The organism is Winogradskyella vincentii, from assembly GCF_020166345.1.
Classification (GTDB): domain Bacteria; phylum Bacteroidota; class Bacteroidia; order Flavobacteriales; family Flavobacteriaceae; genus Winogradskyella; species Winogradskyella vincentii.
In genome coordinates this window covers 385,678-407,509 of sequence record NZ_JAIUJS010000001.1, presented here as the reverse complement: position 1 = coordinate 407,509, position 21,832 = coordinate 385,678, and the positions used below count along the sequence as shown (strand labels likewise).

The 21,832-nt window shown below is 33.9% G+C and carries 21 protein-coding genes; 8 read left to right on the top strand and 13 right to left on the bottom strand.

Annotated features, from left to right (window positions below; translation table 11 throughout):
- Nucleotides 1-3 precede the first annotated feature (3 nt).
- A complete protein-coding gene (locus LBV24_RS01940) occupies nucleotides 4-1,716 on the bottom strand; it encodes a GMC oxidoreductase (protein WP_224476901.1) in 1,713 nt (570 codons plus the stop codon).
- 136 nt (nucleotides 1,717-1,852) lie between these two features.
- Between LBV24_RS01940 and LBV24_RS15255 the strand changes: the two genes are divergently transcribed.
- The 6 genes from LBV24_RS15255 to LBV24_RS01910 all read left to right on the top strand — a co-directional run bounded on the left by LBV24_RS15255 (nucleotide 1,853) and on the right by LBV24_RS01910 (nucleotide 8,176).
- Complete coding sequence (locus tag LBV24_RS15255) at nucleotides 1,853-2,896, top strand: helix-turn-helix transcriptional regulator (RefSeq protein WP_224476900.1); 1,044 nt, start codon at nucleotides 1,853-1,855, stop codon at nucleotides 2,894-2,896.
- A gap of 91 nt (nucleotides 2,897-2,987) precedes the next feature.
- Nucleotides 2,988-3,944: a sugar phosphate isomerase/epimerase family protein gene (locus LBV24_RS01930; protein WP_224476899.1), complete on the top strand. Its 957-nt coding sequence runs from the start codon at nucleotides 2,988-2,990 to the stop codon at nucleotides 3,942-3,944.
- A 12-nt stretch (nucleotides 3,945-3,956) separates the two neighbouring features.
- Nucleotides 3,957-5,189: an MFS transporter gene (locus LBV24_RS01925; RefSeq protein WP_224476898.1), complete on the top strand. Its 1,233-nt coding sequence runs from the start codon at nucleotides 3,957-3,959 to the stop codon at nucleotides 5,187-5,189.
- 5 nt (nucleotides 5,190-5,194) lie between these two features.
- Nucleotides 5,195-6,337 carry a Gfo/Idh/MocA family protein gene (locus LBV24_RS01920; RefSeq protein ID WP_224476897.1) on the top strand — a complete coding sequence of 381 codons (1,143 nt, stop codon included), beginning with the start codon at nucleotides 5,195-5,197 and terminating at the stop codon, nucleotides 6,335-6,337.
- Nucleotides 6,338-6,362: 25 nt separating this feature from the next.
- The gene (locus LBV24_RS01915; protein ID WP_224476896.1) at nucleotides 6,363-7,421 is read left to right on the top strand and encodes a sugar phosphate isomerase/epimerase family protein; all 1,059 of its coding nucleotides are present in this window, start codon (nucleotides 6,363-6,365) and stop codon (nucleotides 7,419-7,421) included.
- Nucleotides 7,422-7,426: 5 nt separating this feature from the next.
- Nucleotides 7,427-8,176, top strand: a complete 750-nt coding sequence (locus LBV24_RS01910) for a 3-keto-disaccharide hydrolase (protein WP_224476895.1) — start codon at nucleotides 7,427-7,429, stop codon at nucleotides 8,174-8,176.
- Here LBV24_RS01910 and LBV24_RS01905 read toward each other — a convergent pair whose 3' ends face one another.
- Together LBV24_RS01905 and LBV24_RS01900 are read right to left on the bottom strand one after the other, a co-directional pair.
- Nucleotides 8,177-9,838, bottom strand: a complete 1,662-nt coding sequence (locus LBV24_RS01905; protein WP_224476894.1) for an alpha-glucosidase — start codon at nucleotides 9,836-9,838, stop codon at nucleotides 8,177-8,179. It abuts the gene before it with no gap.
- 19 nt (nucleotides 9,839-9,857) lie between these two features.
- Complete coding sequence (locus LBV24_RS01900; RefSeq protein ID WP_224476893.1) at nucleotides 9,858-11,507, bottom strand: solute:sodium symporter family transporter; 1,650 nt, start codon at nucleotides 11,505-11,507, stop codon at nucleotides 9,858-9,860.
- A gap of 191 nt (nucleotides 11,508-11,698) precedes the next feature.
- On the opposite strand from LBV24_RS01900, the gene LBV24_RS01895 reads away from it, so the two are divergent.
- The gene (locus LBV24_RS01895) at nucleotides 11,699-13,450 is read left to right on the top strand and encodes an alpha-amylase family glycosyl hydrolase (RefSeq protein WP_224476892.1); all 1,752 of its coding nucleotides are present in this window, start codon (nucleotides 11,699-11,701) and stop codon (nucleotides 13,448-13,450) included.
- A 224-nt stretch (nucleotides 13,451-13,674) separates the two neighbouring features.
- Nucleotides 13,675-14,964, top strand: a complete 1,290-nt coding sequence (locus tag LBV24_RS01890; RefSeq protein ID WP_224476891.1) for a site-specific integrase — start codon at nucleotides 13,675-13,677, stop codon at nucleotides 14,962-14,964.
- A gap of 37 nt (nucleotides 14,965-15,001) precedes the next feature.
- Here the strand turns inward: LBV24_RS01890 and LBV24_RS01885 are convergent, their stop codons facing one another.
- The 10 genes from LBV24_RS01885 to LBV24_RS01840 form a co-directional block, all read right to left on the bottom strand.
- Nucleotides 15,002-15,535 carry a hypothetical protein gene (locus LBV24_RS01885; protein ID WP_069674113.1) on the bottom strand — a complete coding sequence of 178 codons (534 nt, stop codon included), beginning with the start codon at nucleotides 15,533-15,535 and terminating at the stop codon, nucleotides 15,002-15,004.
- Between the two features lie 111 nt (nucleotides 15,536-15,646).
- Nucleotides 15,647-15,871, bottom strand: a complete 225-nt coding sequence (locus tag LBV24_RS01880) for a YgaP family membrane protein (protein WP_224476890.1) — start codon at nucleotides 15,869-15,871, stop codon at nucleotides 15,647-15,649.
- A gap of 131 nt (nucleotides 15,872-16,002) precedes the next feature.
- Nucleotides 16,003-16,257 carry a hypothetical protein gene (locus LBV24_RS01875; RefSeq protein WP_069674111.1) on the bottom strand — a complete coding sequence of 85 codons (255 nt, stop codon included), beginning with the start codon at nucleotides 16,255-16,257 and terminating at the stop codon, nucleotides 16,003-16,005.
- Nucleotides 16,258-16,321: 64 nt separating this feature from the next.
- Nucleotides 16,322-16,708: a hypothetical protein gene (locus LBV24_RS01870; RefSeq protein WP_069674110.1), complete on the bottom strand. Its 387-nt coding sequence runs from the start codon at nucleotides 16,706-16,708 to the stop codon at nucleotides 16,322-16,324.
- A gap of 74 nt (nucleotides 16,709-16,782) precedes the next feature.
- A complete protein-coding gene (locus tag LBV24_RS01865; protein ID WP_069674109.1) occupies nucleotides 16,783-17,238 on the bottom strand; it encodes a heme-binding domain-containing protein in 456 nt (151 codons plus the stop codon).
- The gene (locus LBV24_RS01860) at nucleotides 17,239-17,853 is read right to left on the bottom strand and encodes a DUF3347 domain-containing protein (RefSeq protein ID WP_069674108.1); all 615 of its coding nucleotides are present in this window, start codon (nucleotides 17,851-17,853) and stop codon (nucleotides 17,239-17,241) included.
- 32 nt (nucleotides 17,854-17,885) lie between these two features.
- Nucleotides 17,886-19,658 carry an efflux RND transporter periplasmic adaptor subunit gene (locus tag LBV24_RS01855; protein WP_224476889.1) on the bottom strand — a complete coding sequence of 591 codons (1,773 nt, stop codon included), beginning with the start codon at nucleotides 19,656-19,658 and terminating at the stop codon, nucleotides 17,886-17,888.
- A gap of 4 nt (nucleotides 19,659-19,662) precedes the next feature.
- Nucleotides 19,663-20,370 (bottom strand): PepSY domain-containing protein, encoded by a 708-nt coding sequence (locus LBV24_RS01850; protein ID WP_069674106.1) that lies wholly within the window; start codon nucleotides 20,368-20,370, stop codon nucleotides 19,663-19,665.
- Between the two features lie 6 nt (nucleotides 20,371-20,376).
- A complete protein-coding gene (locus LBV24_RS01845) occupies nucleotides 20,377-21,108 on the bottom strand; it encodes a heavy-metal-associated domain-containing protein (protein ID WP_069674105.1) in 732 nt (243 codons plus the stop codon).
- Complete coding sequence (locus LBV24_RS01840; RefSeq protein WP_069674104.1) at nucleotides 21,105-21,830, bottom strand: acetolactate decarboxylase; 726 nt, start codon at nucleotides 21,828-21,830, stop codon at nucleotides 21,105-21,107. The genes LBV24_RS01845 and LBV24_RS01840 overlap by 4 nt, the downstream gene beginning before the upstream one ends.
- Nucleotides 21,831-21,832: the final 2 nt, after the last annotated feature.

Here is a 21,832-nt window from a genome sequence, read left to right as displayed (position 1 = left end):
TTTTTATAGTGTCCCTTTTTTCAGTTCGTTAGCAGCATGTTCAGCCGCTCTTGCAGTTAATGCCATATAAGTTAATGATGGATTTTGGCAACCCGCCGAAGTCATTGCTGCACCATCAGTTACATAGACATTTTTCACACTATGCACTTGATTGTATTTATTGAGAACTGATGTTTTGGGGTCTCTTCCCATTCTAGCTGTACCCATTTCGTGAATTCCAAGACCTGGAGCACCTATTGAGTCCATTGGTTCTATGTCTTTAAAGCCAGCTTTCTCAAGCATCTGCATAGCTTGTGCTATCATATCCTTGCGCATTTTGATTTCATTTTCTTTAAATTCTGCATCAAAGGTCACAGTAGGTAATCCCCATTTATCCTTTTTATCATAATCCAGATACATTCTATTCTCATGATAAGGTAGTGTCTCACCAAACCCGGTTAATCCCATAGTCCATCCACCAGGTTTTAAAATGGCTTCTTTTAATTCTTTACCATAACTAAGCTCTCTTATACTTTCAGACCAATCACCTCGACTTGCACCACCTTGATAGCCATAACCTCTTATGAAGTCTTTAGAATCAGTATCACCACCTAAATTTCTAAATCTAGGTATATAAATTCCATTTGGTCTGCGACCAGAATAGTACTTGTCTTGGAAACCATCAAATTTACCGGAAGCACCTGCTTTAAAGTGATGATCCATTAAATTATGACCAAGTTCCCCTGAGTCATTTCCTAATCCATTTGGAAATCTATCAGATTTTGAATTCATCAAAATATAGGTAGAAGCAATTGCAGACGCACATAAGAAAATCACTTTGGCATTAAATTCAAATGTCTCATTTGTTTCAGCATCTATAACCCTTACACCAGTTGCTTTCTTCGTAGCATCATCGTATATAACTTCATGTACAATGGAGTGTGGTCTCAGAGTCATATTACCAGTTGCTTCTGCGGCAGGTAATGTTGAGGAGTTGCTACTAAAGTAAGCTCCAAAAGGACAACCTCTCATACATCTATTTCTGTATTGGCAATTCATTCGGCCCTGACCTGGTTTTGTACCTTCTGTAATATGAGCAGTACGACCAATAGTTAGCACTCTATCATCAAAATTATCTGCTATACTTTCCTTTAGATGGGTTTCGACACAATTGAGTTCCATTGGCTTTAAAAACTTACCATCAGGTAACTGTTCTAAACCTAAATTTTCACCACTTACACCAATGTAATCCTCAACATAATCATACCACTTTTCTAAGTCTTTGTATCGTAAAGGCCAATCAACACCATTTCCATCTTTCATATTTGCGGTAAAGTCAATATCACTAAGTCTATAACTCTGTCTTCCCCACATCAATGATCTTCCACCAACATGATAACCTCTCATCCAATCAAAACGCTTATCCTCGTTATAGGGATGGTCCATATCATCAACAAAGAAATGTTTGCGAGATGGTCGTGTTGTGTAGCCTGTTCTGTTTTGTTTTTCTTGTCTTTTAATGTCATCTTGAGTCGGTCTATCTCCATTAGGTAGATCCCAAGGATCTAAGGTGGCCGTTGGGTAGTCCTCAATATGTTTTACCATTCTGCCTCGTTCAAGAACTAAGGTTTTTAGCCCTTTTTCACATAATTCCTTGGCTGCCCAGCCTCCAGAAATTCCTGTGCCAACAACAATTGCGTCATATTGGGTTGTGCTCTTATTAGTGTTGTTATTCATATTGTTAGTTTAGTATAAAAGACGAATTCATAAAAATAGTTTAATAATATTATGGAATGCTCAGAAAACATCAAAAATATTTTTTGAAAAAAGAAAATTAGTTAATTTACAAGTTATATTTGTTTAAAATATTTCAGTGAAAATAAACATACAGAAAATTGAGCCATTTAGAGCAGATGGTGTTGTCTACCATGCAGATACGTGTCTACCCTTAATTGATGCGTTCCAAAGAAATAAATTAAAGTTTAAAGCATTAGCACGGCATACCTATCCTGGAGACAGATTAGACGGCAATACTTTAGGTTTAAATAGTATTGGGTATTGGGATGCTAATGAGCCACAGGATTGGGGTTTGGATTGGCACAGGAATGAAGGTATTGAGTTTCATTTTTTGGAGTCAGGTACTATGCCGTATTCACAAGAAAATAAAGAAGTTCTTTTAACACCTAATCATTTAACAATCACAAGACCTTGGGAAGCCCATAAAGTCGGCAATCCAAATATTGGGATGGGTAAATTTTATTGGGTAATTATTGATTTAGGTGTTAGGCGACCACATCAGGATTGGGTTTGGCCTGATTGGATTACATTGACTGAGGAAGATTTAAAACAACTGACTATTTTTTTAAGGCAAAATGAAAAATCAATATTAAAGACGGATAATAAGATCCGTAATTGTTTTAAGAGAATTAATGTTGCTGTAAATACCGATAGAAATGGGAGCAATGCATCGAGAATAAGACTACTGGTAAATTATTTACTTATCTTAATATTAGACTTGCTTAAGACCGAAGATATAGAGTTAAACGAATCTCTAACCGATAGCTCAAGGAGTGTTCAGTTTTTTTTGAAAGAACTTGACAAGAATTTATCAGAAGATTGGACTATAGAAAAAATGTCAAGAAGTGCAGGTGTTGGATTGACACGCTTTACCCATCATTGTAAACAGTTGACCAATCTTACACCAATGAGGTATTTAACTATGAGAAGACTTGAAATGTCAAAAAAAATACTTTTAGAGAAGGGTAATTTAACTGTAAGTGAAGTTGCATATATATGTGGGTTTACTACTAGTCAATATTTTTCAACCGTATTTAAAAAGCATGAAAAATGCTCACCCAATGAATATCGAAAGCGAAAACTTGTTAGAAAATCATTGTCAGCATATCCAGAAACTTAATTTGTTTGTATAAATTCTTTCACTGAATAAAAATAAACAGAAATACATCCTTAATTGGTTATTTTCATTTCTTAATTCTAATAATCAGTTAATGAAACGATATTTTATTATTCCTTTTGCCCTTTGTGTTTTTATCTTAATGGGTTGCCAAAATCAAAAAAAAGAATCTGAAATGAAAGAAGAAAAATTAGAAGAAACTAATCAGATGACAAGTTACTCCTATTCATTGGCACAATGGTCGTTGCATAGAGAAATTGAAACTGGTAAGTTAGATCCCTTTGATTTTCCTAAAGTGGCGAAAGAACTCGGGTTTAATGCTGTTGAATGGGTGAATCAATTATATGAAAAAGAAATTGACAGTATGGGATTAGATGCCGTGATTGAACGCTGGAAAGAAGAAAGCGAAAAACATGGAATTGAAAACGTATTAATTATGGTAGATCACGCTGGTGATTTATCAGATAGCGATAAAGACAGAAGGGATAAAGCCATAGAAATGCATAAAAAATATGTTGATGCTGCAGCCTATTTAGGTTGTCATGCCATTAGAGTGAATACATTTGGTTCTTATGATCCAAAGGAATGGACCGAAACAACATATGATGGTCTGAAACGTTTGTCCGAATATGCTGCGACAAAAAATATAAGTGTTCTTGCTGAAAATCATGGTTGGTATTCATCTGACCCAAGGATTTTGATGCCAGTGATAGAAAAAATAAATCTTCCAAATTGTGGTACTCTTGCTGATTTTGGTAATTGGTGTATCAAGAGAGTAACGAATGAAAAATGGAGCGATTGTGCTGAGGTATATCCTGATAAATATGAGGGATTTGAACAATTGATGAAAAAAGCACAAGCAGTAAGTGCTAAAGCCTATGAGTTTGATGAAAATGGAAACGAAACTACATTGGATTTTGAAAGGTTTATGCAAATTATCAAGGATTCAGGCTATGATGGTTATATCAGTGTAGAATATGAGCACGAGACCTTGAATGAACGTGACGGTATTAGAGCTACATTGGCCTTATTGAAAAAGCATGCTAACTAAACTAAAAATTAAATGAAATCAATTACATCTGCCAAACTTTCCATTATGATGTTTCTCGAATTTTTTATTTGGGGAGGCTGGTTTGTTACAATGGGATCATTTCTGGGTAACAACTTAAGTGCATCTGGTGCAGAGACAGCAATGGCATATTCTACTCAATCTTGGGGTGCGATTATTGCACCTTTTATTATAGGCTTAATTGCTGACCGTTTTTTTAATGCAGAAAAGATTTTAGGGATATTACATTTAATAGGAGCGGTATTAATGTATTTAATGTCTCAATCCACTGACTTTAATGCATTCTATCCGTACGTATTAGGTTATATGATTGCCTATATGCCAACATTAGCCTTAGTCAATTCAGTTTCTTTTAATCAAATGGACGATCCTGCAAAACAGTTCCCATTCGTAAGAGTATGGGGAACCGTAGGGTGGATTGTAGCTGGACTTGTTATTAGTTTCGTGTTTAAATGGGACTCAATTGAAAATATTGGTAAAGGGATGTTGTCAAATACCTTTTTAATGGTTGCTATTGCATCAGCAATATTAGGCTTATTCAGTTTTACCTTGCCTAAGACACCACCGAGTAGAGGTAAAGAAGAGGAAGTGAAACTTTCGGATATTTTAGGGTTAGATGCATTGAATCTTCTTAAGGATAGAAACTTCTTGATTTTCTTCTTGGCTTCTGTGTTAATATGTATTCCTTTGGCATTTTATTATCAAAACATTAGCCCATATTTAACAGAGTATAAGGTAGAAAATTCAACCGCTTGGGCGTCACTAGGACAGATGTCTGAGGTGTTGTTTATGCTACTTCTGCCTTTCTTTTTTAAGAAATACGGTTTCAAGAAAACCATTTTGTTTGGAATGTTGGCGTGGACAATTAGGTATTTACTTTTTGCTTACGGTAATGCAGGAGAATTATTTTTCATGATAATTATAGGTATTGCATTGCATGGTATATGTTATGATTTTTTCTTTGTGTCTGGTCAGATCTATACGGACTCTAAAGCAGGTGAAAAAGTTAAAAGTGCAGCTCAGGGATTAATAACCTTAGCTACTTATGGTGTTGGAATGTTAGTTGGGTTTTGGGTGGCTGGTCAAATTGTTGATCAAAATCTAATTGGTGAAGGTCTGCATAGCTGGAAAGATATCTGGGTGTTCCCATCAATATTTGCAGCAGTAGTCCTACTATTATTTGCACTATTATTTAAAAATGAAAAAGTAGAATATAAAGATTCATAAATTTAATGAGTAATAAAATTAGACTTGGTATTTTAGGTGGAGGAGGAGATTCCTTAATTGGTGTTTTGCATCGTGTTGCCTCATCAATGTATGATAAGTTTCAGTTGGTTGGTGGTGTGTTTAATGTTAAGCTTGAGGAAAGTTTAAATTTTGCTAGAGAAATTGGAATCCCAACTGACCAAGTATACAAAGATTTAGATACTTTAATTGAAGAAGAATTAAAACTACCAAAGGATAAACGAATTGAAGTTGTATCAATTCTTACACCTAATTTTCTCCATTTCCCAATGGCGAAGAAACTTCTTGAAAATGGGTTCAATGTCATTTGTGAAAAACCAATGACAACTACTTATGAAGAAGCTAAGATTCTTCATGAAACTCTAAAAATGGCTAATACTGTATTTGCAGTTACCTATACTTATACAGGATATCCTATGGTAAGGCAAATGCGCCATATGATTGCAAATGGCGATATTGGAAAGATTCAAAAAATAGATGCACAATATTATCAAGGATGGATAAATCCCATAATTCATGATAAGGAAAAACGTAAGTCTACTTGGAGACTGGATCCTGAAAAATCAGGTATAAGCTGTTGTATTGGAGATATCGGTACTCATGCGTTTGACATGGTAGAATATATGTCTGGACTAAGAGTTAATTCGATTTTAGCTGACTTAAATTATTTATATGAAGATAACCAAATGGATATTGATGGAACCGTACTCATAAGATTTGAGGAAAATGTTAAAGGAGTGATTAGGGCAAGTCAGATTGCAACCGGTGAAGAGAATAATTTTACAGTTCAAATATATGGCGACAAAGCTGGCTTAAAATGGGAACAAGAGAATCCAAACTATCTCTATTTATTGGAAGATGGTCGCCCTATGCGAGTCTTAAAGCCTGGCCATACCTATAATAGCAATCTTTCTTTAGATGGCACAAAATTACCACCTGGACACCCAGAAGGTATTTTTGATTCAATGGGTAATATATACAAAGGTGTTGCCAAAGCGATTAGAAATGAAGATTATGACCATGGTGAATACCCTACAATCATTGATGGTTTGCGTGGTATGAATTTTATTGAGAAAGCAGTTGAATCTCATAAGCAAGGAAATGTTTGGGTAAATATTGATACTGCCTAAAAGATTGATAAAAGAATATTAGATAATGAAAACAATAAAAGGACCGGCAATTTTTTTAGCTCAATTCATGGATGAGAGTCCACCCTTTAACACCTTAGATGGTTTATGTAAATGGGCAAGTGATTTGGGTTATAAAGGCATACAAATTCCCACACTAGATAAGCATATTATTGATTTAGATATTGCTGCAGAAAGTGATACATATTGTGATGAATTTAAAGGCAGAATTAATAGTTATGGATTAGAAATAACAGAATTAAGTACGCATATTCAAGGTCAGTTGGTTGCGGTTCATCCTGCACATGATATTATGTTTGATGTTTTTGCACCTGAAAATTTAAAGGGTAAGTACAAAGAGCGTACGGCATGGGCCACAGATCAAATGAAAAAGGCTGCAGTTGTTAGCAATAAATTAGGTTTAACATCGCATGCAACATTCTCTGGTTCATTACTTTGGCCAGTTATGCATCCATGGCCACAACAACCAGCTGGATTAATAGACCTAGGATTTAAGGAATTAGCCGATAGATGGTTGCCAATTTTAGATGTGTTTAAAGAAAATGGAGTTGCTGCATGTTATGAAGTACACCCTGTTGAGGATATACATGATGGTGATACTTTTGAACGTTTTTTAGAAGCGACAGGTAATCATGAGAGTGTGAGTATCTTATACGATCCTTCACATTTTGTTCTACAACAACTAGATTATATAAAATATATAGATCATTATCATGAATTCATTAAAGCCTTTCATGTTAAAGATTCAGAGTTTAAACCAACAGGTAAAAAAGGAGCTTTTGGTGGTTACAACGATTGGAAAGATAGAGCGGGCAGATATCGCTCTCCAGGTGATGGCCAGATAGATTTTAAATCTGTATTTTCAAAATTAACAGAATATGGATGTGATGTCTGGGCTGTATTAGAATGGGAATGTGTGATAAAAAGTCCTGAGCAAGGAGCAAGAGAAGGAGTTAAATTTATTAATGATCATATTATTGAGGCTACAACAAAATCATTTGATGATTTTGCCGGAGGTGATGATAAAGACGAAAATCAATTAAGAGAAATATTAGGATTAAATTAAAATCTATGAAAATTAAATTAATAGCAGTATTAGGTGTAATATCAATTGGGCTAATGCAATGTAAGGACAGTACAAAAACTACAAAAGAAACAGTTGAAGAAACCGTAGAGATTACAGAAATGGAAAAAAATGAAAATGAATGGGAAATTTTGTTTGATGGAACATCATTAGATCAGTGGAGAGGCTATTTGGCTGAAGATATGTATCCAGAGTGGGTTATTGAAGACGGTGCTATGGCTTTTACACCAGGAAAAGAAGGTGGTAAAAATATAATCACTAAAAACACTTACACTAATTTTATTCTCTCATTAGAATGGAAGGTTTCAGAAGGTGGAAATAGTGGAATTTTCTGGGGTGTACATGAAGATAAAAAATACACTGAGGCCTATATGACCGGCCCTGAAATTCAAGTTTTAGATAATGAACGTCATCCTGATTCATTCGTTGCAAATGGGACACACAAAGCTGGTTCTTTATATGATATGATTGGTTGCCCTGATGAGCATATCAATTCTGCAGGAGAGTGGAACCTCTGTGTAATTGAAGTTAATCAAGATGCAAATATTGCCAAAATATCAATGAATGGTACTCAAGTCATGGATTTTCCTTTACATGGAGAGGGCTGGGATAATATGGTGGCAAATTCTAAATTCAAAGACTGGGAAGGGTTTGGAAAATATAAAACCGGTCACATAGGACTGCAAGACCACAGTGATAAGGTTTGGTTTAAAGACATTAAGATCAAAGCGCTATAATCATAGTTTTCTCAGTTGAGCCTCCCAAGGTCTTAGATTAATAAAAGAGTGATTGTGGTTATAATTTGAAATAACTAAATGTGATGCTTTAATATCTGTATCAATGTGTTCTGTCGTTTGAGTTTCATCGCTGAAATTTAAGAGAACTATATAGAGATCTGATTTATCCCAACGTTTGTATACAAACAGATTCTCATCTGCTTCATTTAGGCAAATATATTCGCCATATACTAGCACATTATTAGTCTTCCTAATTGCAATCATTTTTCTGTAAAAATTCAATATAGAATTAGGGTCATTTTCTTGATTTTCAACATTTATTTTTTCATAATTTGGATTAACCCTTAACCAAGGATTGGAGTCTGAAAATCCGGCATTTATTTTATTGTTCCATTGCATTGGTGTTCTTGCATTATCTCGGCTTTGCCTATGAACTAGTTTTAAAAATTCATCCATGTTTTCGCCTCTCTTAACTGCTTCTTTCCAACTGCCCAAAGTTTCAACATCATTATAGTAGTCTATAGATGGATAAGCAACGTTTGTCATGCCTATTTCATCACCTTGATAGATGTATGTTGTACCTCGTATGGTAAGTAATAGCATGGCAAGTAATTTTGCCGAATTAGCATGATGTTTAAAACCATCATCCCCAAACCGAGAAACCATTCGAGAAAAATCATGATTTCCTAAAAATATACTTCCCCATCCTTTGTCCTTAAGTTTTTTGTCCCAATCATTAAATACTTTTTTAAACTTTGGAAGAGGTACATCAATTGGGTCGTATTTACCACCTGCACCATTATCAATAAACATATGGTCGAAATGAAAAATCATGTTGAGCTCATCTCTATCTTCATGCACGTATTCTAACCCATTACTCAAGTCGATTCCAGGGCCTTCGCCAACAGTCATAATATCATATTTAGACAATACTTTTTTGTTGAGCTCATTAAGGTATTCATGAATACGTGGGCCGTTAGCATAGTAGTTTTTTATAGTTCTACCGTAGTCTTTTGGATATTCGGTATCTGGGAAATCAAGTTGTTTAGAAATAAGAGATATCACATCCATTCTAAAACCATCTACTCCTTTTTTACACCAGAATTCTACAATATCATGTATTTCTTTCCGTACTTTAGGATTTTCCCAATTTAAATCGGGCTGTTTTTTGGTAAAGAGATGTAAGAAGTATTCCTCTGTAATATCATCCTTTAGCCAAGCAGATCCGCTAAAAAATGAAATCCAATTATTTGGTTCTTTATCATTTTTAGCCGGTTTCCAGAAGTAATAGTCTCTGTAGGGATTGTCCTTAGATTTTCTAGATTCCTTGAACCACTCATGTTCGTCAGAACTATGGTTTAATACTAGATCCATAACTAGTTTAAGCCCTTTTTCATGCATTTTTTCTAATAACTCATCAAATGCACTAGAACCTCCAAATTCCTCAGATATAGCTCTATAATCAGATATATCATACCCATTGTCATCGTTTGGTGATTTATATACCGGACATAGCCAAATAATATCTACACCTAATGATTTTATATAATCAAGCTTTTCCGTAATACCTGGAATATCACCTAAACCATTTCCTGAAGTGTCATTAAAAGATCTAGGGTAAATCTGATAGACAATACCCTCTTTCCACCAAGTCTTTTTCATAAATACGAATCTAGAATTCTTAGAAAATAAAGTAAGTCGTTAAAACCAATATTGCGATTATTATACTAACGGTTATGGCATGTTTCCATGGTGTAGTATCAATAATTTCTGTTTGCTTAGGAATATACTCGTCCTTCTTTGGTTTTATTTTACCAAGTAAAAGCATAACTAAAATATTAAGTACGAACAATATTCCCATTACGTGTAGGTAATGTGGGTAGGCGTTTGCTTTAATAATACTTATTTCACCAGCATTTGATATGCCATCTGCAATAGCTTGCACTTCTGCGGCACCTCTAAAATAGGGTTCTAAGACTATTAAGCTTATTAAGTATAAAATTACACCCACAGATAGGACTAATTTCGCACCTATAGCAGGGACTTTTTTGGTATAAACACCAACTAGCACTACTGCAAGAATAGGTACACTTAAACTACCTAAAGATTGTTGGATATAACTAAATAAACCATCTGGTGCATTTGCAATAAATGGCGCAATGAGCATTGCTATTGCAGCTACAATTAAACCGAATTTTTTTCCCGCTTTTACTGTTTCTTTCTCTGTAGCATCTTTCTTAAAATATTGTTTGTATAAGTCAAATCCAAAAAGAGTAGCACTACTATTTAATAAGCTATTAAATGAGCTAAGAACAGCACCAAATAATACAGCTGCAAAGAAGCCTAAAAAAGCTGTTGGTAATACTTTTTTAACGAGGGCTGGGTAAGCTTGGTCTGCGTTTTCTAAGTTGCCATCAAAAACGTGCCATGCAATAATACCAGGTAATACTACCACTATTGGGATTATGAATTTTACAAATGCAGCAAGTAGCATTCCTTTTTGACCTTCTTTGAGGCTTTTTGCTGCAAAAACACGTTGCAGTATAGATTGGTTTGTGCCCCAATAATATATTTGTGCTAGCATCATACCTGTGAAAAGTGTTCCGAATGGTATCGAAGAATCTACTGCACCACGCACATTAAATTTTTCTGGATTGCTATTAAATAAGGTGCTTAAACCATCACCAATACTACCGTCTCCAATAAGTAACAAACCAAAAATTGGTATTAATAATCCACCAACCAATAATCCTATTGCATTGATTAAATCGGAAACTGCAACTGCCTTTAAACCACCAAAAATTGCATAAATTACACCAATAATACCAATACTCCATACGCAAATCCAAATGACTCCATTTTGAGACATCCCTAACATCTCGGGCAAATCAAACATGGTACTAAAAGCTAGTGAACCAGAATAAAGTATAGTTGGTAGCAAAACAATTGTATATGCTATCAAGAATAATAAGGATAATAAAGCTTTGGTTTGTTTGTCGAATCGTGTTTCAATAAACTCAGGAATAGTCGTAATCCCAGAACCTAGATATTTTGGTAATAAAAATATTGCTCCAAAAATTATGGCAATGGCAGCCAAAGTTTCCCAAGCCATAACCATAAGACCCTCCTTAAAAGCAGATCCATTCAACCCTACAATCTGTTCTGCAGAAAGGTTGGTTAAAAGCAAGGAACCTGCTATCGTTAGGGCTCCAAGGCTTCTACCTGCCAAGTAAAAACCATCTGCTGAAGATTCATCTGTTTTTCGTGTTGCATACCATGCAATTACAGCAACAAGTGCCGTAAATCCAATAAAGGAGATAATTGAGAGCATTTATTTATAAGTTAGTTAGTATTGCTTACCAATATATAAAAAAACGATTTAAGGCATCGTGAATTGCATAAAGGAATTAATAATAAAAGAACGAAATGCTTTTCGTTAAAAATTAAAATAGTTTTACCTAATTTTTGTTCAATGCCATTGTTATCAATTGTAAATTTATAATCTAAACTAACTTCAGTATTATGAACAACATAGAAAACCAAATCAATGAAGTATCTCATTTTAATGGTGTAATGCTTAATGCATATCCGGACAGTATCGGTGAAGCTCTTAATGATATTGTGAAAATGTTGAAGCTGCCTGAGTTTAAAGATGCTTTTTCCCTGTTTTATGTTTTACCTACTTTTTTCAATAGTGATTTAGATAGAGGGTTTTCAATTATAGACTATAATTTAAATAAAGACCTTGTGACCGAAGAGGATCTTAAGAATCTAAAAGAACTCAACATTGATTTAAAGTTTGACATAGTATTAAATCACCTTTCTGTTGCTTCTCCACAGTTTAAAGATTTATTGAAAAATGGTGCGCAGTCAAAATACAAGGACTTTTTTATTAATTGGAATGTGTTTTGGCAAGACCATGGTGCAATGAATGAAGATGGTGTTGTCATCCCAAATAAAGAGTATTTGGACAAGTTGTTTATGAGAAAGTCAGGTCTTCCGATATTAAATGTGGTTTTTCCTGACGGTACGGAGCAACCTTACTGGAATACATTCTATCAGAAAGTATCATATAATCCTTTAAAATATGATGATTTAATTCAAATTGAAGGGTTAACTCAGGATACCGCAAAATCTATATGCCATCTCGTTAATACAAGTCTTAAGCATACCGAAGATTTAGAAAATATCGATTTTGGTGAGTTTGAAAAATTCAAACCGTCTGTAGTTCAAATACTAAATAAAAACAGGAGTTACCTAGGTCAAATGGATGTTAATGCCAAGTCAGAACTTGTATGGCAGTTTTATGAAGAAACTTTGGCAAAATTAAAAACGTTTGGTTGTAAAATATTGAGATTAGATGCTTTTGCATATTTGCACAAAGCTATTGGCGAATCAAATTTCTTCAATAATCCAGGAACATGGCACTATTTAGATCGAATTAAGAAAATAGCCGATAGCAATAATTTGACCTTATTACCAGAAATCCATGCTGAATATGGGTCAAAATTACATAAAGAAGTAGCCGATCGAGGATTTCAGATTTATGATTTTTTTCTACCAGGATTATTAATTCATACTATAGAATGTAAAACAAACAAACCATTATTGAAATGGATAAATGAGATTGTTAATAATGGCTACAATGTGGTAAATATGTTGGGTTGTCATGACGGAATTCCAGTTTTGGATTTAAAGGGAAAGGAAATTGATGGAAGTTATTATGAAGGCCTATTGCAAGATTCTGAGATTGAGTCCTTAATGGATTTGATTATTGAGAGAGGAGGAAAGGTTAAAAACCTGTATGGACCAGATGGTAAAAAGATTTCCTACTACCAAATTAATGCAACTTATTTTAGTGCTCTAGGGGAAGATTCTAGAAAAATGCTATTGGCTAGAGCAATTCAGTTGTTTATGCCAGGTATACCTCAGATATGGTATTTAGATATATTTGAAGGTAGGAATGATTATGAAGCAGTAGAGAAGGCAGGTAGTGGAGGTCATAAAGAAATAAATAGAACTACTTTAAGCAATAAGAATGTTGCGCTTGGAATACAAAAAAAATCCGTCTTGAATCAGTTAGAATTAATAAGACTAAGAAACAATCATATGGCCTTTCAAGGGCAAATTAAATTAAATGCAACCTCTGAGTCCGAAATATCTATAGCTTGGAATAATGAAGGTCACTACGCTTATTTAACAGCAGATTTAAAGTCACAAAATTTTAGTGTAAAGTATTCTGGCAAAAATGAGGAGAATAAACTTGAATATTAAAACCAAAAAACCCGATTCAATTGAATCGGGTTTTTGATGGTGGTGCCTCCAGGAAGAAATTACTTTATTTCATTTAATCTCAAAAACACCTAAATCATTAAAAATTAATGATATAACATCATTTTTATTATAAAGACATAAAATGAAATAAAGACAAATAAACTACAAATAACTAAACTGCGCACACCTTTGAGCACACCCTTTATGCGCTGTATATTAGCCGTATGAAGAAAATAATTAAACCACAATTAGGAACTGTAAGGTACAATTTGAAGGAGTCCAAAGAGACATTAAAACAAAGTAGAAAAGAAAGTCCAATTTCATTGTGGTTTTCCTATGGGAAACGACAAAGATTAAGATATTCAATTGGAATATCAGTAGGTTATGCAGATTGGGATTTTGAAAGACAAAGGGTTAGAAGAAATCGAAGTCTTATAATTAATTCAGCAACAGTTAATAGGTACCTTGACAAGTTACAGAATGAACTCATTCGTGATCATTCGGAATTAGTATTGGAGGGAAAAGAAGTCAATAATGAAGTTTTAAGATCTATTCTCGATAGGTTGACAAATCGAAATATTGAATCAGAAGTAAAAGTAATTCAAGATGATTTTTTTGTTTTTGCAGATGAGTTCATCGAGGAGAAGAGGGGTAGTATTGAAAATGTTACTTTACTACTATATAAACAGTCCTTAAAGAAACTTAAATTGTTTTCAGATTCCACAACATCAATTGATTTCACATCTTTCACAAGACCTATTTTAAACGACTTTAAGAGGTTTTTGGAGGTTGAACAAGGGTTTAAATTAAACACCATTTCAAAACATTTCAAATCAATAAAAACAATTGTGTTGGAGGGGAAGAGGAGAGGTTTAATTGGAGATGTAGATTTCAGGTTGTTTTCAATTCCAACGGAGGAGCCAACAAAGATTTATTTAAGTGAGAATGAAATATGTAAGATGAAGGATTTAGATCTTTCAAATGACAAGACTATGGAGTTGGCAAGAGATATTTTCTTAGTGGGTTGTTATACTGGACAACGAATTAGTGACTACAATAGATTATCTGGTATTGATATTGTAGAAAAGGATGGGGTCCATTTTTTTGAAATTCTTCAAAAGAAAAGTGGTGTTAAGGTTAACTGTCCAATCACACAGGAACTAAAAGAAATTATGCACAGATATAATAACCAACCCCCTCCAAAACTATCAGACCAAAAGATAAACAAGTATCTCAAGTTGATTGGTAGAAGATTAGATATGAATGAAGATGTTTTATGTCATGATACAAAGGGAGGAGTAAAAAGAACCTATATTCGTCCAAAGTGGGAAATGTTGGAGTCACATACTGCACGTAGAAGTTTCTGTACCAATATGTACTTAAAAGGAATGTCAATTCAAGATATCATGCATTTTTCGGGTCATAAAACTGAAAAGGAATTTCTTAAGTATATTAGAATCACATCAGATGAGCGCACCCGACATATACTGAGACAGGGATTTTTTAATGTGTAAATTATAAAGTTATAAGGTGCTTTAGTTACCGGTAACGTTAGTCAACTTCTCTAAAACCTTTAAAAAATCCAATTGTAAAATCTACAATCCATTTAATGGATAAAAAACTAAACCACAAAATAGAGATGAAAATGTGCCAAAATACTTTAATGAAATTAACAAAGAGAATGATCAACATGTAGATCATTTGAAAAGTAGCAGCGTTTTTCCCTCTTACTTGAACACCTCCTAATTTGAAACTGGAGTAATTCGGTTTTAGGATGTTATAAGAACCTCTTTTATTTTTGAGGGAGGTACTAATCCCATTTTTTGAAACATTAAAGTTAAAAGGACCACTATTGTATCTTCCAATGAACTGAAAGTTTCCGTTTTGGAAACCCATTCTTGCTCCCTTAAATAATCGTTTGTGAAGACGAAGTCCGTGTTTAGTGTTTATAGTAGCGCCAACTCCATCTCCTTTAAATGTTTTCGTTGCAGAAACACCACCAGTTCTTGAAACTCGGACATTTTTTCCTCTGTATTCTATTCTTTTTGAAGGGTTGTCTTTATCTTTTGAATTAGTGCTTGACATGAGTCAAAATTAAGAAATTAAAATAAGGAGATTGAGATGTTTGAATTTTGATTTCCCCTCCCCCTATTAATCAAAGTTGCAGCAAAAGTAAATCTATTTGTGACTTAAGTTTTACTTACCATTCTGAATAGGGTCAGTATTTGGCATTAGTTTATTAAGGATGAAATAAACCGGGCAGAATTTTGTCATTGGACTTATAAGTTGAAGTCCGCCAACTGCTACCGCGATCCACACAAAGTTCAAGTTGGATGTGTATAGCGTTAAGCCTGCACTTATTAAATACAAGACTCCTACAATTGCATCATGTGCTCTTACTTTAGAAACATTTTTTTCCATATTGATTTATTTTATTGGTTTAGAGCAAGATAATAATTTTAAAGTAAAAAAACCGCTATACTACAATAGTATAACGGTTTTATCATTATAAGTTGCTCCCCCTATTATTCAAAGATGCAGCCAAGAATTTCTTAATTCACCTTCCTCGCTACATAGAAACCATACCCAAAGTAATCCTTAAACCTTTTGTATAGCTCTATTTCATCTTTGTAAGATTGAACAACTTCTTTTGTCTCTTCGTCTTTGGAAAGATCTTTCTTAAGAGTTGCGAGCTCCTTTTCTAAAGGACTATAGTAATTGCTGAGCCAACTTTCTTCAGATAGAATGAAATGATCAAGGAGTTGGTATCCGGATTTTATAACTATGGGATTGCTTTTAATGCGCAATTTCAAATGGGGAACAACCTTTGTAAATTTTGAAAACTTTACAGACAGAAGACAAAGTAGGTTTTCACCTTTGGTTTTGCCACCACACGACAATCCAGAATTTCCAGAAATTTATGCGCCTACGGACGGTTTTATTTTTAGTGTAGGAGTAATTATTAAACCTTTTGGTCAAAAAAGATGAAAGGTTTGCATTGTCCTGATTTTCGATTTTTTTTATGAGCGCAATTTTTATTTCCTCTATCAAAATTTCTGTTTCATCCTTTATGATTTCAAAACCGTGTTTGCTCAGCACTTTTTCTAATTCTAATGTTTGGATGCCTGTCTTTTTGTTTAGAACAATTTGTCCAAGCTCAACCGTTTTTATGTCACAACCCAATTCTTCCAACTCCCTTAATACAGTTGATTTGCATCTGTCACATACCATATTCTTTATGTTAAGGGTTTGTTTCATAATACTTTTTATAGTGCCTGAAATGGGAAGGGCTATTAACCAACCAACCAGTATTTCCTTCCCATATCAGGGCATTATTTTAATGTTTCTTTTAGGTTCTTCATATAATCAATAATCAAGGTCTTTTCAGAATTGGACAACTTAGCATCCTTGTGAATCAAGGTGTAAGATGCTAGTGGCATCTCATCATCTTTAACCTGACTAATTATTGACTTTAGTTTGCTGTTTTTTCTTCGGTTGGAATACGCATCCCATTCATTGAAATTCAATTCTTCCTTTCCTTCATTAATGTGGTCTTCTAAAAACCAAGCAACAGGTTGTACCTTATTGTACCAAGGGTATTCTGTGTTATTACTATGACAATCATAGCAGGACTCTTGTAATAATGCGCTTATGTTTTCTTGGGTGTTGTTTACCAACAAGAAGTCAGTTTTTGGCACAGTATCACTTTGATTGAGGTCTGTGGGCACAAACTGTATGCCCACAAATCCAACCAATAAAATCAGTGCTATGATTTTTACAATTTTCATTTAGTTAATTTCTCGCTGTACTTTACCACATTTCAACATCTGGCTTCCATAATATGGATTGCGTATTTCTTCCTTTGTACTCAACCAAGCTGTACCGCCATCATACATTGGACAAAATTGCTCGTATAGTTTCACTTGTGTTCCCGTAATAGCTACCATATCAGTAACATCTTTGCTCAAAACTTTAAAATGTTCGCGTTGGTGTTTAATATCACTTTCACTGATATGTTCTGCGTGCTCGATAGCATCTTCCATAATGTCCTTTAATTCTGATTGCTGAGCATCCGTATATTTTGAAATGTCAAGCTTTCCTAATGATGTTGCGAGGGTTGCACCCAATTCTTTAGCTTTGGCATTATCATCTGCCACTAAGGCATCCTTTAAGTTGAAATAGTCATTTAATATTGTTTGGGAATTTCCATCTCCGTTCATTGCCATTTCCTTTTTATCCACATCGTGGTGACCATCGGAATTATCGTGGTTCATTTTTGAATGGTCTTCCTCAGTAATCATTTCAGAATTGGTACTGTTTTCTGTTTTCGCATCTTTACAAGACATTGCTGATAAGCTTATAAATGCCATTACCATAATTGTTGTTAATCTTACTTTTTTCATTGTTTAAAATTTAATTGTTATTACTTGATTTATTATTCTATTACTTGTTTTACTTCTCCACAGGTTAGCATTGCGCTGCCAAAATATGGATTGATTACTTTTTCTTCTTTGCTCAACCAATATGCACCATTGTTGTTATCTGCCATTGGGCAAAATTCTACATAGACCTTTTCATCGACACCAAATAGTTGTACAGCATTGATTAGATGTGATGATAAATGTTTAAAATGGTCTCTTTGTGATTTTATATCGGACGTTTCAGAAATTGAAGTTGCAGAAGATTTTATTTCGCCTTCTAATGACATCCAATGGTTATGCGCCTTATTATCTGACAACAATTTCATATCTACTTTATTCAATTTATTTAATAAAGTTGTTGCGTTTGCTGAAGTACTTTTTGAATCTTCTTTTACTAAAGCATCTTTTAAATTGATATACTCATTGAAAACAGCTTTTAACTGCTCTTGAAATTTCATTGATACTTTCAAACGCTCATTCATATTAGTGTGGTCACTTTCTTTGTTGGGTGAATTGTTATCCATACCTAAATGACCTTCGTGTCCAGTCATTACTTTGCCACCATCTTTATTCATCATAGACTTTTTGCCTTGTAATTGTGCTGCTGCATCAACCGTAAATGTTCCGTTAGTCACTATTTCATTTCCAACTAATAAACCTTCTAAAACCTCATATTCATTACCTATTTGATTACCTAAAACTACTTCTTGCATTTCAAAAACGGTTTGGTCTGGATTTGTTTTTAAGTAAACCACAGAGCGTTCTCCAGTCCATAACACAGCAGATGCAGGAATCGATAAGATTTCTTTATTTTCATTCTTAACACTATCAATATTTGCAGACACAAACATTCCTGGTTTAAATACATAATCTTTATTATTTAGAACTACACGTAAGGTTATTGTTCTTGTTTTACTGTTCAAAATTGGGTCTATGAAATCGACTTTTCCTTTAAATACCTTATTTGCATTTGCATTGGTAGATACAGAAACTTCTTGACCTTTTTTAAATAACTCTATCTGGTTTTCATAGACATCAAAATTTGCCCAAACCGTGTTGAGATTGGCAATCTTCAATAACGGTTGACCTTGTTTTATGAAATCGCCTTGCTCTACTAATTTTTCGGTAACTGTTCCTGAAACGGTTGCATACACAGGAAAGTTTTCTTTCACTTTTTGGGTTTCTTCAATCTGATTGATTTGATTTTCAGAGAGCTTCCATAACTTCAATTTATTACGAACCGCTTTGTATAAAGCTGGTTGTGATTCTTTTAAAGATGCTGCTGTAATCAATTCTTGTTGCGCTGCATAGAGTTCTGGCGAATAAATGGTTGCTAATAACTGACCTTTATGAACTTCTTCGCCTGTAAAACTCACATTCAAATGTTCAATTCTACCTGAAAAGTAACTTACCTGTACCGCATTGGCTTCTTCATTTTCGGCAATCTTACCAGATAGTTTAATGGTATTGCCTTCTGCATTGCCTTTACCGACAACAGTTGTTTGAATATTAGCCAAAGCCATAGCGTTTTCTGTAAGCTTAAATTGGCCTGCTAATAAACCATCACTTCCGCTTTCTGCAGGAATTAAATCCATACCACAAATGGGGCAATCTCCTGCTGCTGGTTGCATAATCTGTGGATGCATTGAACAGGTCCACATTTGATTGGTTTCTGTAACTGCATCGTGATTATGGTCTGTATCTTCTTTTGATGAGCCACCAAACAGTATCCACCCTAAAAGTAGACCTACAGCTAATATTCCGAGATAAACTATATATTTTTTCATTTCTTTATTTTTTTCGTTTTAATAATTTCTTAATTGAAGGTGACGAGGTGTACCACAACAAAAACCCACTTAAAACGGTTATCAATCCTAAAAGTGAAAATGCTCTCAAAACAATGGTATTAAAATTGTCTCTGCCTTCATAGTCCATAGTATGTGTCATCCAAAGAAAATCAAACCAACGCCAAGAACGATGTCTTACGGTTTGAAATTTTCCGTCGCTTACAGAAACGTATGCTTTTAGTGCTTCATCTGTTTTATATGAGATAACATAAGCAGGTAGTAGTTTTTCTCGATACTCGTGGTGTTTTCCAGTTTCAGTAATTTGCTCAACAGATTCTACCTCTAAACCACTTTTCATATGGTTTTTGGCAATATAGAGTGCCTCATCCTGCGTAATACTATTTTTTGGCATTCCATCTAAAGCATTATACAATTGCTCTTTATTTATCCAATAGTACGGTGCATTATCAATATCTCTTAATTCAATAGTCTTTATTCCATTTGAAACATCCATTTCTGAAGGACTTATTAAACTATTAAATGCTTTGGGTTGATACTCCAAGTTTTTAAATTGGTCTCCGTGTATTTCATCGATGTTCGTCCAACTAAAGTATAAACCACTAATAGTCCAAAACAGGAATTGAATCCCTAAAAAGAGACCCAAATACCTGTGGGTTTTTCTAATTTTTAACGCCGTATGTCTATTTACCATAACAATTTAATTTATAAGCATTAATGTCGCCATTACAATCATAATAGCATTTTCAATAAAAGTGGCTTCTGTCATAGGTAATTTTAAAGCAGTACCTAAACACGCACATCGTATTGATTTTTTGTCCAATAATGTTTTTGTTACTCCAATTGTTGTTATCCCTAATACTATTAGTGTAATTATTAAAGCTATATTAATTTCAAACCGCATTAAAAACATCAGTCCTAAAGCTGTTTCAATAAATGGATAAACTTTCCCATAAAAAGGAACACGTTTAGCTAAAGGGTCGTACATACGAAAGGATTCTGGAAAACCTTTTAAATCTAACATCTTGAAAAAACTAAAAACGATGTAGAATAAGCCCATAAAGTCCAGCATAAACTCGCTCCAACTCCAATTTTTATAATTTAACAATACGCTTGCTGACGCTATATAGAAGATGATGAGTAATAGTGGTTTAAGTTGTTGTAATTTGCTTTTTTCTTCTTCAATCTCAAAACTTGAAGATTGCGTAGACGTAAAAACATTCTTTATTTCTTTTTGAGTTATGGTATATTTCGATGCTAAAGACTTTTGAAGTTCTACAATATCAATATGTTTATCCATAGTTATTGTTGCTTCTTGATTTTCAAGATTAACTTCGACATCGGAAACATCATCTATATCTCTTAAACTGTTTTCTACAGATGCTTTACAACTGCCACAGGTCATTCCTTTTATTTTATATATATGTTTCATTTTTTTGGTAGCTTTAATGTTACTGTTTGATTAAATGATAAATCATCAATATGACCAGCAATAGCATTATCATCAGTTTTAAAATGCATATGCATATTGGTAGTATGATGAGTGAAAACTGCTTTATGCTTTGTGGAATAGAAGCCTATAATTTGAACTCTTCTATTTGCTAAAGTTCCATTTAAACCAGATTCCTTATGCTTTTTATGGTTGTGGATAGTATCACCATCTTTCCAATTTATGACGTGCCAATCCACAGAGGCGATTATACCTTCTAATAAGAAAGGAAATGGTTCTTCAGTATTGATTCCACTATTTGTGGCGAGTTCAAAAATTTGTTCTTCTAAATCACTTTTTGTCTTACTATTCTCGATTTGAAAAGTATCCCATTCTTCCACTTCAGCATATACTAATAAAGACGCTTTTAGACTATAAGAATCTTTAATTTGCAAGCTACTATCAATCACAAAGCTGTTGCTCGGTTTACTATCAAATATTTGTATTTCACCTTTGAGATTATCTACAGCACCAAGAGCATATAGATGTTTCTTTTTTGAAAGTGTATCTAAACTAATTACGGGTTGAATGTTACCAGACATTATTGTTCTTAAAGCTCCCGAATGTTTTACTAATATTGAGACTTCTTTTTTGTGTGTGTTTTGGCAAGAGGTAAAAGCAATTACCATTATTACCAATACGATTATATATGTTGATTTATTCATAG

Bases quoted from the DNA above. Each gene is read 5' to 3' on its own strand.
- LBV24_RS01940 (WP_224476901.1), bottom strand. From the start codon at position 1,716: ATGAATAACAACACTAATAAGAGCACAACCCAATATGACGCAATTGTT.
- LBV24_RS01930 (WP_224476899.1), top strand. From the start codon at position 2,988: ATGAAACGATATTTTATTATTCCTTTTGCCCTTTGTGTTTTTATCTTA.
- LBV24_RS01925 (WP_224476898.1), top strand. From the start codon at position 3,957: ATGAAATCAATTACATCTGCCAAACTTTCCATTATGATGTTTCTCGAA.
- LBV24_RS01920 (WP_224476897.1), top strand. From the start codon at position 5,195: ATGAGTAATAAAATTAGACTTGGTATTTTAGGTGGAGGAGGAGATTCC.
- LBV24_RS01915 (WP_224476896.1), top strand. From the start codon at position 6,363: ATGAAAACAATAAAAGGACCGGCAATTTTTTTAGCTCAATTCATGGAT.
- LBV24_RS01910 (WP_224476895.1), top strand. From the start codon at position 7,427: ATGAAAATTAAATTAATAGCAGTATTAGGTGTAATATCAATTGGGCTA.
- LBV24_RS01905 (WP_224476894.1), bottom strand. From the start codon at position 9,838: ATGAAAAAGACTTGGTGGAAAGAGGGTATTGTCTATCAGATTTACCCT.
- LBV24_RS01900 (WP_224476893.1), bottom strand. From the start codon at position 11,507: ATGCTCTCAATTATCTCCTTTATTGGATTTACGGCACTTGTTGCTGTA.
- LBV24_RS01895 (WP_224476892.1), top strand. From the start codon at position 11,699: ATGAACAACATAGAAAACCAAATCAATGAAGTATCTCATTTTAATGGT.
- LBV24_RS01890 (WP_224476891.1), top strand. From the start codon at position 13,675: ATGAAGAAAATAATTAAACCACAATTAGGAACTGTAAGGTACAATTTG.
- LBV24_RS01885 (WP_069674113.1), bottom strand. From the start codon at position 15,535: ATGTCAAGCACTAATTCAAAAGATAAAGACAACCCTTCAAAAAGAATA.
- LBV24_RS01880 (WP_224476890.1), bottom strand. From the start codon at position 15,871: ATGGAAAAAAATGTTTCTAAAGTAAGAGCACATGATGCAATTGTAGGA.
- LBV24_RS01870 (WP_069674110.1), bottom strand. From the start codon at position 16,708: ATGAAACAAACCCTTAACATAAAGAATATGGTATGTGACAGATGCAAA.
- LBV24_RS01865 (WP_069674109.1), bottom strand. From the start codon at position 17,238: ATGAAAATTGTAAAAATCATAGCACTGATTTTATTGGTTGGATTTGTG.
- LBV24_RS01860 (WP_069674108.1), bottom strand. From the start codon at position 17,853: ATGAAAAAAGTAAGATTAACAACAATTATGGTAATGGCATTTATAAGC.
- LBV24_RS01855 (WP_224476889.1), bottom strand. From the start codon at position 19,658: ATGAAAAAATATATAGTTTATCTCGGAATATTAGCTGTAGGTCTACTT.
- LBV24_RS01850 (WP_069674106.1), bottom strand. From the start codon at position 20,370: ATGGTAAATAGACATACGGCGTTAAAAATTAGAAAAACCCACAGGTAT.
- LBV24_RS01845 (WP_069674105.1), bottom strand. From the start codon at position 21,108: ATGAAACATATATATAAAATAAAAGGAATGACCTGTGGCAGTTGTAAA.
- LBV24_RS01840 (WP_069674104.1), bottom strand. From the start codon at position 21,830: ATGAATAAATCAACATATATAATCGTATTGGTAATAATGGTAATTGCT.